General features: G+C 48.3%; 16 protein-coding genes and 1 pseudogene. 8 read left to right on the top strand and 9 right to left on the bottom strand.

The genetic code is table 11. The features are described 5' to 3' along the window. Nucleotides 1-12 precede the first annotated feature (12 nt). The 5 genes and pseudogenes from BZG77_RS02940 to rpsB all read right to left on the bottom strand — a co-directional run bounded on the left by BZG77_RS02940 (nucleotide 13) and on the right by rpsB (nucleotide 3,769). On the bottom strand, nucleotides 13-783 hold the full coding sequence (locus tag BZG77_RS02940) for an isoprenyl transferase (protein ID WP_021022000.1): 771 nt from the start codon (nucleotides 781-783) through the stop codon (nucleotides 13-15). A gap of 75 nt (nucleotides 784-858) precedes the next feature. Further along, complete coding sequence (frr, locus tag BZG77_RS02935) at nucleotides 859-1,416, bottom strand: ribosome recycling factor (RefSeq protein WP_021022001.1); 558 nt, start codon at nucleotides 1,414-1,416, stop codon at nucleotides 859-861. Nucleotides 1,417-1,469: 53 nt separating this feature from the next. Beyond that, a complete protein-coding gene (pyrH, locus tag BZG77_RS02930) occupies nucleotides 1,470-2,198 on the bottom strand; it encodes a UMP kinase (protein WP_077646124.1) in 729 nt (242 codons plus the stop codon). An 83-nt stretch (nucleotides 2,199-2,281) separates the two neighbouring features. Beyond that, nucleotides 2,282-2,907, bottom strand: a pseudogene (tsf, locus tag BZG77_RS02925) (translation elongation factor Ts). A gap of 133 nt (nucleotides 2,908-3,040) precedes the next feature. Beyond that, nucleotides 3,041-3,769 carry a 30S ribosomal protein S2 gene (rpsB, locus tag BZG77_RS02920; protein ID WP_021022004.1) on the bottom strand — a complete coding sequence of 243 codons (729 nt, stop codon included), beginning with the start codon at nucleotides 3,767-3,769 and terminating at the stop codon, nucleotides 3,041-3,043. A gap of 447 nt (nucleotides 3,770-4,216) precedes the next feature. Between rpsB and map the strand changes: the two genes are divergently transcribed. From map to BZG77_RS02905, 3 genes are read left to right on the top strand one after another with little or no spacing between them, the layout of a single operon-like run. Continuing rightward, nucleotides 4,217-5,011 carry a type I methionyl aminopeptidase gene (map, locus tag BZG77_RS02915; protein ID WP_077646123.1) on the top strand — a complete coding sequence of 265 codons (795 nt, stop codon included), beginning with the start codon at nucleotides 4,217-4,219 and terminating at the stop codon, nucleotides 5,009-5,011. 52 nt (nucleotides 5,012-5,063) lie between these two features. Further along, nucleotides 5,064-7,682, top strand: coding sequence for a bifunctional uridylyltransferase/uridylyl-removing protein GlnD (gene glnD / locus BZG77_RS02910; protein WP_077646122.1), 2,619 nt, complete (start codon nucleotides 5,064-5,066; stop codon nucleotides 7,680-7,682). Between the two features lie 60 nt (nucleotides 7,683-7,742). Then, nucleotides 7,743-8,120 carry a DUF3461 family protein gene (locus BZG77_RS02905; protein WP_021022007.1) on the top strand — a complete coding sequence of 126 codons (378 nt, stop codon included), beginning with the start codon at nucleotides 7,743-7,745 and terminating at the stop codon, nucleotides 8,118-8,120. A gap of 34 nt (nucleotides 8,121-8,154) precedes the next feature. Here BZG77_RS02905 and truC read toward each other — a convergent pair whose 3' ends face one another. Beyond that, the gene (truC, locus tag BZG77_RS02900; protein ID WP_198532377.1) at nucleotides 8,155-8,892 is read right to left on the bottom strand and encodes a tRNA pseudouridine(65) synthase TruC; all 738 of its coding nucleotides are present in this window, start codon (nucleotides 8,890-8,892) and stop codon (nucleotides 8,155-8,157) included. 8 nt (nucleotides 8,893-8,900) lie between these two features. Continuing rightward, a complete protein-coding gene (locus BZG77_RS02895) occupies nucleotides 8,901-9,221 on the bottom strand; it encodes a YqcC family protein (protein ID WP_077646120.1) in 321 nt (106 codons plus the stop codon). A gap of 140 nt (nucleotides 9,222-9,361) precedes the next feature. On the opposite strand from BZG77_RS02895, the gene BZG77_RS02890 reads away from it, so the two are divergent. From BZG77_RS02890 to BZG77_RS02875, 4 genes are all read left to right on the top strand, one after another. Then, nucleotides 9,362-10,396: a DUF3549 family protein gene (locus BZG77_RS02890; protein ID WP_077646119.1), complete on the top strand. Its 1,035-nt coding sequence runs from the start codon at nucleotides 9,362-9,364 to the stop codon at nucleotides 10,394-10,396. Between the two features lie 7 nt (nucleotides 10,397-10,403). After that, nucleotides 10,404-10,718, top strand: a complete 315-nt coding sequence (locus BZG77_RS02885) for a DUF3301 domain-containing protein (protein WP_077646118.1) — start codon at nucleotides 10,404-10,406, stop codon at nucleotides 10,716-10,718. A 917-nt stretch (nucleotides 10,719-11,635) separates the two neighbouring features. Beyond that, a complete protein-coding gene (locus tag BZG77_RS02880; protein ID WP_077646117.1) occupies nucleotides 11,636-11,869 on the top strand; it encodes a DUF2789 family protein in 234 nt (77 codons plus the stop codon). 32 nt (nucleotides 11,870-11,901) lie between these two features. Continuing rightward, on the top strand, nucleotides 11,902-12,180 hold the full coding sequence (locus BZG77_RS02875; protein WP_077646116.1) for a hypothetical protein: 279 nt from the start codon (nucleotides 11,902-11,904) through the stop codon (nucleotides 12,178-12,180). A gap of 16 nt (nucleotides 12,181-12,196) precedes the next feature. On the opposite strand, the gene BZG77_RS02870 is transcribed toward BZG77_RS02875, so the two are convergent. Together BZG77_RS02870 and syd are read right to left on the bottom strand one after the other, a co-directional pair. Next, nucleotides 12,197-12,976, bottom strand: a complete 780-nt coding sequence (locus BZG77_RS02870) for a Zn-ribbon-containing protein (protein ID WP_077646115.1) — start codon at nucleotides 12,974-12,976, stop codon at nucleotides 12,197-12,199. Beyond that, entirely contained in the window at nucleotides 12,973-13,521 is a 549-nt protein-coding gene (syd, locus tag BZG77_RS02865; RefSeq protein WP_021022016.1) for a SecY-interacting protein, read from the bottom strand. The genes BZG77_RS02870 and syd overlap by 4 nt, the downstream gene beginning before the upstream one ends. A gap of 63 nt (nucleotides 13,522-13,584) precedes the next feature. On the opposite strand from syd, the gene queF reads away from it, so the two are divergent. Further along, the gene (gene queF / locus BZG77_RS02860) at nucleotides 13,585-14,433 is read left to right on the top strand and encodes an NADPH-dependent 7-cyano-7-deazaguanine reductase QueF (protein ID WP_077646114.1); all 849 of its coding nucleotides are present in this window, start codon (nucleotides 13,585-13,587) and stop codon (nucleotides 14,431-14,433) included. Nucleotides 14,434-14,490 lie beyond the last annotated feature (57 nt).

Raw genomic sequence — 14,490 nt, 5'->3', positions numbered from 1 at the left:
GATTCCTCGTGGTTACTTATCCGTTGTTATCATGGCTTTAATTTGCTCGCCGGTGCAGCCAAAACGTCGTTCACGATTGACATACCAAGCCACGGCATCATACAAACTTTGTTCGTTGAAATCAGGCCAATATTGCTCGGTAAAACATAACTCTGCATAGGCAGCTTGCCATAAAATAAAGTTACTGATGCGGCATTCGCCGCTGGTGCGGATCATTAAATCGACATCCGGTAAATCTGCCAACATTAAATGACGCGCAATATCCTGCTCCCCAATATCATTGGGTTGTAAGTGACCGGCGACAACCTGTTCAGCGACACGACGTGTTGCCTGGGTAATATCCCATTGCCCACCGTAATTCGCCGCAATATTGAGTACCAAACGGTCATTATTTGCCGTTAACGCTTGAGCTTCGGCAATTTTCGTTTGCAAAGAAGGGCTGAATCGAGAGGTGTCACCAATAATGCGTAATTGCACACCATGGCTGTCGAGTCGTTTAGCTTCACGCGATAGCACATTGATAAATAGCTCCATCAATACGCTGACTTCGTCTTCTGGACGACGCCAGTTTTCACTACTAAACGCAAATAAAGTTAGCGCTTTCACACCAAGCTCAGACGCCGCCTTGACGGTCTTACGTACCGCTTTGACGCCCGCTTTATGCCCGAACACACGGGCTTTTCCGCGAGCCTTGGCCCAGCGTCCATTGCCATCCATGATAATGGCGATGTGTTGCGGTAAAGCGGCAGATTCGAGCTGCGCATCAAGAGACTGGGAACTCATGTTTCTCCTTGGCAAATAAAAAGCGCTGTACTGCACGCACAGCGCTTTAGCATTGGCGGTAAAGTCTAATTAGATTTAGACTTCCATCAACTCTTTTTCTTTTGCATCAAGAAGTGCATCAACATTCTTAACCGCTTCATCAGTCAACTTTTGAATGTCATCTTGCGCACGGTGCTCGTCGTCTTCTGAAATTTCTTTGTCTTTTAATAGTGCTTTGAGATCACTATTGGCATCACGACGGATGTTACGTACTGCAACACGCGCATTTTCACCTTCGGAACGAACAACTTTCACCATGTCTTTGCGGCGATCTTCGGTCAGTGGTGGCAAAGGCACACGGATCACGGTACCTGCTGAGGCTGGGTTCAAGCCTAGGTCAGAGGTCATGATCGCCTTTTCAACCGCTTGGGTTACTTGCTTGTCATACACGCTAATCGCCAAGGTACGCGAATCTTCAGCAACAATAGACGCAAGTTGGTTTAAAGGCGTTTGCGCGCCGTAATACTCAACGGTAAGACCTTCTAGTAGGCTTGGATGTGCACGTCCAGTGCGCAATTTACCTAACGTGTGCTTAAGCGCTTCTACACTTTTTTCCATACGCGCTTTGGCGTCGTCTTTTATGTCATTAATCACGGGAATATCCTTGCGATTGAATTAATTTGTAAGATTATGCCACCAATATTGGCTTAGCTGTTAGTGATCAAGGTGCCTTCTGCTTCACCCATCACGACACGGCGTAACGCACCTGGCTTGTTCATGTTAAATACACGAAGAGGCATTTTATGGTCGCGTGCAAGTGTAAATGCGGCCAAATCCATCACTTTCAACTCTTTTTCTAACACATCTTGATATGTCAGCGAGTCATAAAGTGTTGCATCTGGGTTTTTGGTTGGATCATCACTGTATACACCGTCGACTTTGGTCGCTTTAATCACCACATCGGATTCAATTTCAATACCGCGTAAACAGGCAGCCGAGTCGGTAGTAAAGAAAGGGTTGCCGGTCCCAGCAGAGAAAATCACCACCCGACCATTACGAAGTTGGCTGATGGCTTCAGCCCAGTTATAGCTGTCACATACACCGTTTAGAGGAATCGCTGACATCACTCGTGCGTTCACATAGGCACGATGAAGTGCGTCACGCATCGCCAAACCGTTCATCACGGTAGCTAACATACCCATGTGATCGCCCACAACACGGTTCATTCCCGCCTCAGCAAGACCCGCACCACGGAATACATTCCCGCCACCGATGACCAATCCTACCTGAACACCCAGCTCGACCAGTTCTTTTATTTCTTGCGCCATACGATCAAGCACGGTGGGATCGATACCGAATCCATCTTTGCCCTGCAGGGCTTCACCGCTCAGTTTAAGTAAAATTCGTTGATATGCAGGCTTAGGATTTGTAGTCATTTCACTACCTTTCTATTAGGCACTAATTAGGGAAGAAGGTTATGGAAGACCGCGGCGAGCACCGCGGTCTGAGTCAGCAAGAATTAGCTTTGTTGTACAGCAGCAACTTCTGCAGCAAAGTCTACTTCTTCTTTCTCGATGCCTTCACCAACTTCAAAACGGATGAAGTTACTCACTTCGGCACCTTTTTCTTTCAGCATTTGACCCACAGTTTGTGCTGGATCCATCACGAATGCTTGACCTGTCAGAGAAATTTCACCAGTGAATTTCTTCATACGGCCAACAACCATTTTCTCTGCGATATCAGCTGGCTTACCTGATTCCATTGCGATATCAACTTGAATCTTCTTCTCTTTTTCAACAACGTCAGCAGGCACATCTTCAGGATTCTTGCTAAGCCTTCAGCCAGTGCTGTTTCTGCCACTTGGTTAGCAAATGCAGCGAAATTCGCGTCTTTAGCAACAAAGTCAGTTTCACAGTTAATTTCAACGATCGCAGCTTTGCCGTCGTTTTCTTTAACTAGGATGACACCTTCAGCAGCAACACGGCCAGCTTTCTTCGCTGCTTTTGCCGCGCCGCTCTTACGCATGTTTTCGATTGCAACTTCGATGTCAGCGTTTGCTTCAACCAGTGCTTTTTTACATTCCATCATGCCAGCGCCAGTGCGCTCGCGCAGTTCTTTAACCAGGGCAGCGGTAACAGTTGCCATTGTTCAATCCTCGATTCGAAACTATTTTGGGTAAAAAACAGGGGCCCGATATCGGCCCCTGCTAACCATACTTAGCTTACAGCATGAAAGATGACACGCTGATGGCTAAGAACGCTCACAAGGAGCTGTCGTCTTACTCAGCGACTTCAACCAGCTCGTCTTCTGCTTGCGTGACGATGTCTTGGCTACGGCCTTCTTTGTAAGCGTCAGACGCTGCGTTCAGGTACAGTTGGATAGCGCGAATTGCGTCATCGTTACCTGGAATTACGTGATCAACGCCGTCAGGGTTAGAGTTAGTATCTACCACTGCAAAGACTGGGATGCCCAGATTATTCGCTTCTTTGATGGCAATGTGCTCGTGATCCGCATCGATAACGAACATTGCATCAGGTAGGCCGTTCATGTTCTTGATACCACCCAGTGATTTGTCGAGTTTTTCCATTTCACGGGTGTACATCAACGCTTCTTTTTTGGTCAGCTTTTCAAACGTACCGTCACTCGCTTGAGTTTCCAGATCTTTTAGACGTTTGATAGATGTGCGAACGGTTTTCCAGTTGGTCAGCATGCCGCCCAACCAACGGTTACTTACATAAAACTGCTCGCAGTTTTCTGCTGCCGTTTTTACCGCTTCGCTTGCTGCGCGCTTAGTACCAACAAACAGAACTTTACCTTTACGCTCACCGATTTTTGACAGTTCAGCCAGTGACTCGTTGAACATTGGTACGGTTTTTTCAAGGTTGATGATGTGCACTTTGTTACGTGAACCAAAAATGAATGGCTTCATTTTTGGGTTCCAGAAACGAGTTTGGTGACCGAAGTGTACACCCGCCTTGAGCATGTCGCGCATTGAAACAGTAGCCATGATAAATTCCTCTCGGGGTTAGGCCTCCACATATCCCATTTACCGACCCGTTAGTGGGCACCCCGGTCAATGTGTCGATATGTGTGTGATTTAAGATTAAAAATGATAATTGAACCCCATCAAACTGAAACCTAGCTCGGCTAGATTGATCATGATGACGGTTTTCGGCGCGCTTTATATCACAAACACACGGGTAAAATCCAGTTAAATTGCGCGCGCAATCCGTCTAAACCTATACGATGACCGCGCGGAATGCTTCTCTTTCTGTTTCTTCCATGGGCATGGCTTGGTACCATATAGTCACTATTAGACAGTTGCTAATCCTGCACCGCTGAAACAAGCGTAGCAGGGCGTCAGTGGCTGTGCTTAATGATACAAAACGTGACTTGAATCATGCTCTCGTTTTAACGTTATCATTGAGCATCCCGAATAAAGAGAGAAAGCAAAATGACAATCCCGATTAAAACAGAAGAAGAAATTGAAAAAATGCGCGTAGCCGGTCGGCTCGCTGCTGACGTGCTCGTGATGCTTGGCGAGCATGTTAAGCCAGGGGTCACCACCCGTGAGCTAGACGACATCGCTCACCAGTATATGACTGACGTACAAGGCACCATTCCTGCCACATTGGACTATCACGGTTTTCCTAAATCCATGTGCACATCAATTAATCATGTCGTTTGTCATGGTATACCTTGTGATGAAGATGTACTCCAAGAAGGCGACATCGTCAATATTGATGTCACCGTGATCAAAGATGGCTACCATGGCGATACCTCAAAGATGTTTTTAGTCGGGGAAGTGTCTCTCGAAGACAAACGTCTTTGCCGTGTCACGCAAGAAAGCCTTTATCACGCGATCAAAAAGGTAAAACCAGGTGCGACTGTTGGTGATTTAGGAACAGCGATCCAAAAGTTCATCAAGAGCAGCAACACGCGCTACTCCATCGTCAAAGAGTACTGTGGGCATGGTATTGGCGCGAGCTTCCATGAAGATCCACAAGTGGTGCACTACAAAAACAACGACCGTACCATTCTTAAACCTGGCATGTGTTTTACTATTGAGCCTATGATTAACGCAGGGAAGCATGGGACCGTACTGGATGAGGACGATGATTGGACGGTCTATACCATCGATGGTAAAAAGTCGGCGCAATGGGAGCACACGCTGCTGGTGACCGACACAGGGGTTGAGGTGTTAACGTTACGAGAGGAAGAAAGTCTCCCACGTTACATCAACCACTAATCTAGAAATAAGAGCCGGTTTCGTTCCGGCTTTTTTTACGCAAAGGATCGCCATGACAGACACGGTAATTACGCCACAACATTTGGGGGATGATCAACTCGACCCCATCACGCTAAAAGCACAGTTCCAACAGCTACTTGAACAGCAAAAGCAAGATTTCCTTGCCAATGTTCCCGTTGCCGAGTTGGTTTATCAGCGTACCGATTATATGGATGCCCTTCTGGCTAGGTTATGGCATCACTTTGGTTTTAATCAAAGCCCTCTTGCGCTGGTCGCGGTGGGCGGCTATGGCCGGCGTGAATTACACCCTCTGTCTGATATTGACCTACTCCTACTTTGCCAAGCACCGCTAAATGCTTATCAGCAGCAAAGCCTCAGTGATCTACTCACCTTGTTGTGGGACTTAAAATTAGAAGTCGGCCACAGTGTCCGGACTGTCGAAGAGTGTATTGACGTTGGTCTGGATGATCTTACCGTCGCGACTAACTTACAAGAGTCGCGCCTTTTATGTGGCGATTCACAATTGTTCGAGGCGCTCGATGCCCGTGTGCACCATGATAGCTTTTGGCCCAGTGAACGCTTTTATCAAGCGAAAGTCGACGAGCAAAAAGCCCGACATCGCCGCTATCATGATACCGCTTATAAACTCGAGCCAGATTTAAAACTCAGCCCTGGCAGCTTACGCGATATTCATACCCTATCTTGGATTGCTCGCCGTCATTTTGGTGCCACTAGCTTAAGAGAAATGAGCGATTTTGGCTTTTTGACTGATGCTGAGTATCGTGAACTTAACGAATGCCAAAACGTGCTGTGGCGGATCCGTTTTGCCCTTCATCTTGAGCTGCGCCGCTACGACAACCGACTGACCTTCGCTCACCAAACCTCAGTGGCTGAACTCCTCGGCTACCGGGGCGACGGTAATCGTGCGGTCGAGACCATGATGAAAGATTTCTTTCGCACCCTCGGACGCGTGGGGGAGCTCAACAAGATGCTACTGCAAATCTTTGATCAGGTGATCATCGATAATGGTCGGTCTGGAGAAGTCGACGTCTTAAGTGATGATTTCCAACGCTGCGGACGGACTATTGAGGCACGCAAACCTGCTTTATTTCAAGCACGCCCTGAGACTATCTTGGATATGATGCTGCATATCGCCGACGACACCTCGATCGAGGCCATCGCCGCCCCCACTTTACGCCAACTGCGTACCGCTCGACGTCGACTTAATCACTTTTTGTGTCAGCAAGACGATGCAAGAGAAAAATTCATGGCACTAATACGTCACCCAAACGCTCTGCATAAAGCGTTTGGGCTAATGCACCGCCACGGAGTCATGTCTGCGTACCTCCCACAGTGGAGTCAAATCGTCGGACAAATGCAGTTTGATTTGTTTCATGTCTATACGGTTGATGAACACACGATTCGTTTGCTCAAACATATGCGTTTGTTTGACGATGAAGCTAATCGTGAGCGCCACCCCATTTGTTGCGATGTATTTCCGCGTCTAGCACGACGCGAGCTGTTGCTGGTGGCGGCTATTTTTCATGATATAGGCAAAGGCCGTGGAGGCGATCACAGTGAAATTGGCGCGATTGAATCCCATGATTTTTGTCTTGACCACGGTTTATCAAAGCCAGAAGCCAACATTGTCAGTTGGCTGGTACGTAACCACTTACTGATGTCTGTCACCGCCCAGCGTCGCGATATTTACGATCCCGATGTCATCACCGACTTTGCCAAAGAGGTCCGCGACGAGGAGCGGCTCGATTTGCTTCTCTGCCTGACCGTGGCAGACATTAATGCCACTAACCCAGACTTGTGGAATAGTTGGAAGCGTACCTTAATTGCTGAGCTTTATTATTCCACTCAAAAAGCCTTACGACGTGGGCTAGAAAACCCACCGGATGTCCGAGAACGGATCCGGCACAACAAACATCTCGCTGCTGCCATGTTACGCAAGCAGGGACACAGTCCACGAGAAATTGAAGTATTATGGCAACGTTTTAAAGCGGATTATTTTCTTCGCCATACCCACAAGCAAATAGCTTGGCATAGTGAACATCTGCTCCACCACGCCGATGATAAGCCGCTGGTGCTCGTCAGTAAAAAAGCGACCCGTGGCGGCACAGAAATATTCGTTTACTGCCAAGACAGGCCGAGCTTGTTCGCACGCGTCGTTGCCGCCCTAGATAAGAAAAACCTCAGTGTCCATGATGCCCAAGTCATGACCAGCAAAGATGGCCACGCACTCGATACCTTTATGGTGCTCGATCAAAACGACGATGCGATTTCTATCGATCGTCATCCTAGAATTATCGACGGGGTTGGGAAAGCACTCGACGAGACCGGCAAGATCACCATTCCCAAGCGTCGCTCACCGCAAAAGTTACAACATTTTTCGGTGAAAACGCAGGTATTGTTTCTCCCCACCAAAAACGGGCGACGTACACTCATGGAATTAGTCGCGCTCGATACACCTGGGCTATTGGCACGCGTCGGTGCGGTTTTTGCTCGGCAACATGTGAGTGTTCACGCGGCTAAAATCACCACCATCGGTGAGCGCGCAGAGGACTTTTTTATCGTCACGGATCTCGACAATCAAGCGCTCACTTCTGAACACCAAGCACAATTGAAAGCGGCGCTCGAGAAAGCCCTCTCGCAAGCCAAATAATACCAGAGAATCGCGCGGGTAAGACGCGCAACCATAACGATGTCTAACCATGAGGTGGCTATGTATCAACAGTTAAAGAATATCGGTGTTGAACACCCTGAAAAAATAGAGCGCTACTCGCTCCGTCAAGAAGCAAGCTACGATACGCTCAAAATCTATTTTAGTAAGCCAAAAGGCGATCTGTTTGCGCGGAGTATGAAATTCAAATATCCGCGGCAGCGTAAAAATGTGGTCGTCGACAGCGGTACAGGTCGCTCAAAAGAAGTAACAGAGATAAACCGGAGCCTCTCTTTGGTCATTGATGAGCTCGACCAGATCGTACAACACGAGCATACCGAGCAAGACGTGAAGCAAAAAGTGCTTACCGACCTACGTCACCTAGAAAAAGTGGTCGCCAGTAAGATTGCAGAAATCGAAGCCGAACTCGAAAAGCTGTAAGGGCGGCATGCGAGTACACCGCCCATAGCAAGGTCTAGTTATCGTATGATGACGCCGGCGCTTCCCAGCCCAACTGTTTAATAACATGCTGCCAGACTGTATCCAAAGGCGCATGAATAAAAACAGTCTTGCCACTGGCAGGGTGCGTTAGCGTCATCTCACTGGCGTGCAATAGCAGCTGATGACAATTAAATTGTTCTCTAAACACACGATTGTGGCGACCGTCTCCATGAGTGGTGTCACCAATGATCGGATGGCTTAAGTGGTGCATATGCCGACGCAATTGATGCTTACGTCCAGTATGAGGTTGCATCGCTACCAAGCTATAACGACTGGTCGCATAGCGTCCGGTTGCGATCGGCAGCTCAACTGTCGCCAATGGCTGATAGTCAGTCACCGCCGCTTTTGCTGTCGCCGGTTGGCTGGCGTATTTATCCGCTATTTTGTCTTGTTCTTCCACCAGCGGGTAATCCAGCTGGCCAGCATGGGAAACCCAGCCTCGAACAATGCCATGGTAAGCTTTTTTGACCTGCCCTTCAGCAAACTGCGGCATCATCTTAGAGGCCACTTCACTGGATAACGCAAACACCAAAACGCCCGACGTCGGCTTGTCCAGTCGGTGCAATGGATAGACATGCTGGCCAATTTGATCTCTCAAGGTTTGCATCACAAATCGGGTTTCCCCTTTGTCTAACCAAGAGCGGTGGACCAGCATCCCTGACGGTTTATTCACCACCACTAAATGCTCGTCACGGTATAAAATGTTCAGCAAAGTATCGGTCATTGATCAGAAAACAAGTTATCAATTCGAACAACGACAGCAACCACGTCACTATGGCCTGCCTGCTCTTTCATTGCTTCTTCCACGTACGGTGAGATTTCAAAGTTACGTGGCAAAGCTTGCTCTGTCTTGATAAGCGATCGCATCTTAGGCACAAAAACCCATTGCAACCATTCGTGGCACGCCAGTGTATCGACAGCAAACGGTTCTGTGCTGGCTAGCCGCTCAGTTGACGGTGGCGTCGCCTGCCATAGCGCATGATTGTTTAGCACTTGCTCTAATTCATCAAGGAGTTGTTCACATTGTTGGCGAAGAGTCATTGACAACCTCATCATTACTCGACCGATAAAGCGCGAAGCATAGCACGAACCGATTCAAGACGATATTAACAAGGCGAGCATTGCAGGGATAAAAACTGATATACTCGCGGCTAATTAAGCGATAACGAAGAGCGGATATCATGCAAACGGTTCACGCCCTCAGCGCCCTATTTGATCAAGCAGGTTGCCAATTCAGTGTCTATGATTTAGGCCGTCGAGTGTGCCGCCTGGAAGAGGCATCTTTTCGTGCCGTCGAGGCCAACCAACAACCTTACCCTCACCCATTACGTCAGCAAGCGCATATGGCCGTGGCTTTTTGGCCACAAGGTGGCACGCCTTGGGTATGGTTTTTAAAAATGCCTTTAGATGAGCGAGGGTTATTAAATCACACCGCAATGGGGGATTTCCTTCAGTATGTCAGCGCGGCGATGGGCGAGAGCCTGACCGCGACGCCAAACAAGGCACAGCGCGAGAAACTGGCCAACAATCCTTATACCTTTACCCCAACTGACGACAAGATGGCGATGTTTCACGCCTCACTGACCTATCAACTGGGTCATCCTGCCAGCCAGTACTATGACCATGCCCAGCATTACCTCAATGGCGAGCTTGGCTGGGATAATTGGCAAGGTGTTGGACTTCAGGGGCTAGCGGATACCTGCGTGCGTATGCAGGAGCAAAATAATGCAACTCGAGTTCGTAAAGCACTGAATAACATACCTAGCACACCACTATATGCGCTGTTAGGTTGTTTGGAGCATTGTGAAATTAACGCGAAATTAGCGGAAAGTTTACGCGAGATGTTTACTCAAATGTGCCAAAACCAAGATGTCGACTTGTTTTTGGTCAGTGCATTACTTCGTGCTCATGCTGGGGCGCCTTCAGACACCGAGCACCAACTGATAGAAGCGGTGCTTGCAAGGCCAGAGCTCCACCACCGAGAAATTTTTGTCGCTATTGCCGGTCGCTGCTGGCGTAGCTTAGCCAATGAATCCGTGCTTGACTGCTTTTTGATTGCCTTGGCAGACCACCAGGATGCAGCATTATTTCAGCAAATCTATACGGATTTGGTCATGTTACCACCGTTACGCGGTGCACTACTGACGCGGCTCCACGGTCATACATCACCCGCCCTGGCGCAGGCCATGGCTCGGATGCAACAGGCCGTGACATAAACATCGCATGATCACTGATCTATTGACCATCTTGCTGGTTGTCGTCATTGCCTTGCTATTTTGGCAACAGCGGCGGCAATCTGAGCAAGCTCACCAGCATATTCGTCAATACTGTCAACGAATGGAGTTACAATTACTCTCGATCGCGCGCGGTCGCCACACCATGGTCAAAACGAAGACTGGTTGGCGATGGGTAACGTACTATTGGTTTGAGTTTTCAGCGACGGGTAATGATCACTACACCGGTCAAGCACAGCTTTATGGACTGAGGCTGAAAGCGATTGATACGCCTGTTCATGCGATGCCGGGTCAATCCGATTGATCGATGAAAAGATCGTCAATGCAAAGGCCCTCCCTAGTATAAAGACCTTAGGGCAAAGACCTGAGTACAGAGACATTGGTGCACAAACATAGTCGCGCATCGTGATAATCTGTACTAGATTATAAATATGATGTGCACGCTGAGGGTGTTTTTGCTAATGCGTGACAGGGAGTCACCGAGTGTTGGCCAAAGCACTCAAAAAGTAAAGGGCGCAGCTTGCGCCGCGCCCTAAAGTTTTACTTGCAGCTATCCTGCTACGAAAAGGTGCTCCCTGCATCATTCCTTGATCAGTCGCCGATTCCTTCAGCGTCGTTCCATGTCTCTCCGTCTTGGAGGTGTCCTTTCGTCATCCTGACAAACCGAAAATCCGATTTTCGATAAGCTCTCCATCCTGGAGGTATCCATGACTTCATCCTGAAGTGATCCTTAAGCCCCCCATCCTGGGTTGTCCTAAGTCTTCCTGACCTACAAGCTTCCCGCTTGCAGCGAACGGCTCCGTCCGTTGTCCTTTTTGCAATCCTTGCCAGCGCTTCTTCCTGAAGTACTGCCTCATCCTGAGGTACCAAGTCCTTGGTGATTCCTGTTCCCTGTGTCAGTTCCCTTCCGACACCCTTAAGGTTACGCGAATAGACGCTTGGTACAAGTCACTGTCACGTGCTTAATCTCTCATTTTTTATTCCGAACTAATTACAACCCAATAAGTCACTGTTTTAAATGAAAATAAAATATTGTCAGGTCGTTTGTCTTGATACGATTCTGCTTTTATCCCACGCGCGTGTAAGAGATATCGCACACAGGAAAGGGATAATTGTCTCGACAAGGTAGGATTGAGTCATCAACGGTGGGGATAGGTCTACGCTTTTTATTCTTGCTATAGTCAATATAGACCCAACTGACAGGACAGGACAGGAGAGACAATGGAAACGTTCCAGCATGATTTGCAACATCTGTTTGAGCAACTCGGGTTAGACAGCGATTACACAGCAATTGAGCACTTCTTATCCAGCCACTGTCTGGTGAACGGACAAACGCTGGTAGAGGCGCCTTTTTGGAACGCGGCGCAGCGGGCATTGATTGAGCAAGCCGTAAAAGAGGATGCCGACTGGGCCGAGCAAGTTGATATGCTTGATGCATTACTGAGAAAGCCCTAATCTTGCCGCTGACTTTAAACCAAGGAGATGAAATGAGCTATCAAGCAGCATTAGAGCGAGCGTTGAAAGCGCTCGCCGCAAAAGGGCAAAGCGCGACAGTGGCAAAGATAAAAGCTCAACTTGATACACAAGTCCCATTGCCGCTGATCATTCAGGCCGTCAAAAGTGCCAAAAAAAATCAGCCCCTGCCTGCCATGTCAGCCCCCGAGATCCCCCTGTCTGATGCTGAGCGGATCGATCAACTTGAGCAACACATTACACAGCTAAGTGAGCGTTTGGCCCGGTTAGAAGCAACGTTGGACAATCAGTAATACAACAATCAAGCAATTACGTTAGTTTAAAGTCCCAAGACAGGTTTGAGACCAAACGGCAAGCCTCACACTTAAATAAGAAAATATCGTGCAGTGGCGTATCTAATCGCCACGCTTCGCCGCATTTCGGACAAGGGCGTGTTAACTCACTGTCCTTGTCTTTGCCACCGACGCGATATTGATAGTAATAAGTCGGGATCCCCGTTAGGTATTCAATCCGACCGCGCAAATCCCACCCCCGTTGAAATAGCCGAGTATGGGGGCTTTGTATCTCGTTAAGCCCAGCAAATTCGGCATCACTGGCGCCCGCCATTTGTAATTCATCACAGGCCTGCCATTCCGTTTGCCATTTGACGACCGACTTATGATCACCATTAAAGGTGGCTGGTAAACGGTATAAAGGGATAGGTAGCAACGTATCCCCGCAGCGCAGCGGTGAGCACGTGTGCACAAAGGTTGTGTACAACACTTGCCAACTTGGTGACGCATTAGGCGCCGCTTGCTCCGAATTGAGATCGCGCCCCAAAAGGCGTACTTTTGGCTGGGTCAAACACGCATCAGCCAATTGTTGCAACGCGCGTTTGACTTGAGGACTATGATACTTAGGTTGTAACGCATCTTCATCCGGACACACCACACGGAGCTGAAATTGCCCGTCTTGCATGAGAATAGGAAATTCGCGTCCAAGCACCTGACCGTTATATCGCAGCGCGTCCATTAAACCATTAAGCTTACGATCGACGGCATCTACTGTGGTGTTATCGAAACACTCAAACGTCAGCTCTGTCAGGATCATATAGCATCAACCTCCAACGCCGTCACAAACGCTTCGGCATCTTTGGCTATCACGTCGCGAGTGCCAGTATTCAATCCTTCTTTCACCACTTCGCCGCTCATATTATCAATTGAAATGATCGTCATTTCGTCATCCGTGGTCGCAATGAAAACAGTCGGAGTCAATTTACGCTGACGTTGCATCATTAAATGCCCCAAAATATTTTCTTGTAAGCGTGCGAGATCGTCATCGCTCCAAACTTGTACCAAACAGATCGACTCCCCCGCAAACCTAACCGGTAAATCGGCGCAATAGAAGCCATTATAAAAATCTTTTATATCGCTGTGTAAACGTAGCGATATTCCCTTCTCAACATTGGTAAAGTCCGCGGCGGTTTCACGCTTAACTGGCTGCCACTGTACTTGATGCGCATTGTCACTGACCATACAAGGCGATGAGAGCCCTATATACTCATCCGAGCACGGTAAACTCTGATATTGATGCTGCCATGCGGTAACATAATTCTGTGCTAGCGCCCAAAGGGCGCGATGTAATGTGTTCTCCATTCGCAACCTATAGCAAGATTCAGTAAACTTTACCCATTCTACTTGAATCAATAGCAGATCCGTATGAGCAATTATCAAGATGCCGATGCCCTAGCCAAACTATCGCTAGGTCAACACACTGATTACCCAACTGAATATGATCCGTCACAGCTGCGTGCGGTCCCGCGCGAATTAAACCGCCAAGCTATCGGCCTCGATCAGGGGTCGCTTCCTTTCACTGGCTATGATACCTGGACGCTCTATGAGCTATCCTGGTTAAACAAGAACGGTTTACCTCAAGTCGCGATCGGCGAGGTGCGATTACCCGCATCCAGCCCAAATCTAGTGGAATCGAAATCGTTCAAGTTATACCTCAATAGTTTTAACCAAACCCGATTCGATAGCTGGCAGCAAGTGGCGAATGCACTGCAAACCGACCTTTCCGCTTGTGCCGGCGAAGCTGTGGATGTCACCTTATCGCCCCTCAGTGAACTAGAAGGGGAAGTGATTGCGGGACTATCAGGCGAGTGCTTGGATCATCAAGATATCAGTATTGATGACTATCGTTTCCAACCTGAATGGCTAGAAGACGCCGCGCAAGGTGCCATTGTGTCCGAAACCCTTCATAGTCATTTGCTCAAATCGAATTGCTTAATCACTCACCAGCCCGATTGGGGCTCAGTGAGAATTGCTTATAAGGGCAAGAAAATAAACCGTGAGAAATTGCTTCGTTACCTGGTTTCATTCCGCGAGCATAACGAATTTCACGAGCAGTGCGTTGAGCGCATTTTTATGGATATTATGCGCTTTTGTCAGCCTGAAAAATTGACCGTCTATGCCCGCTATACTCGTCGTGGCGGTTTAGATATAAACCCCTATCGTACCAATATGGGCAAAACCCCGAGTGAAAATAACCGGTTAGCACGACAATAACAAAACGGGGCTGCTTATCGGCAGCCTTTCTTTCATTTTTATACATAATAGAGGATG

Origin of the sequence: Salinivibrio sp. IB643 (assembly GCF_001996105.1) — a bacterium.
Classification (GTDB): Bacteria; Pseudomonadota; Gammaproteobacteria; order Enterobacterales; family Vibrionaceae; genus Salinivibrio; species Salinivibrio costicola.
Note: the sequence above shows the minus strand (reverse complement) of the source record. Positions and strands in the feature narration are given on the sequence as shown.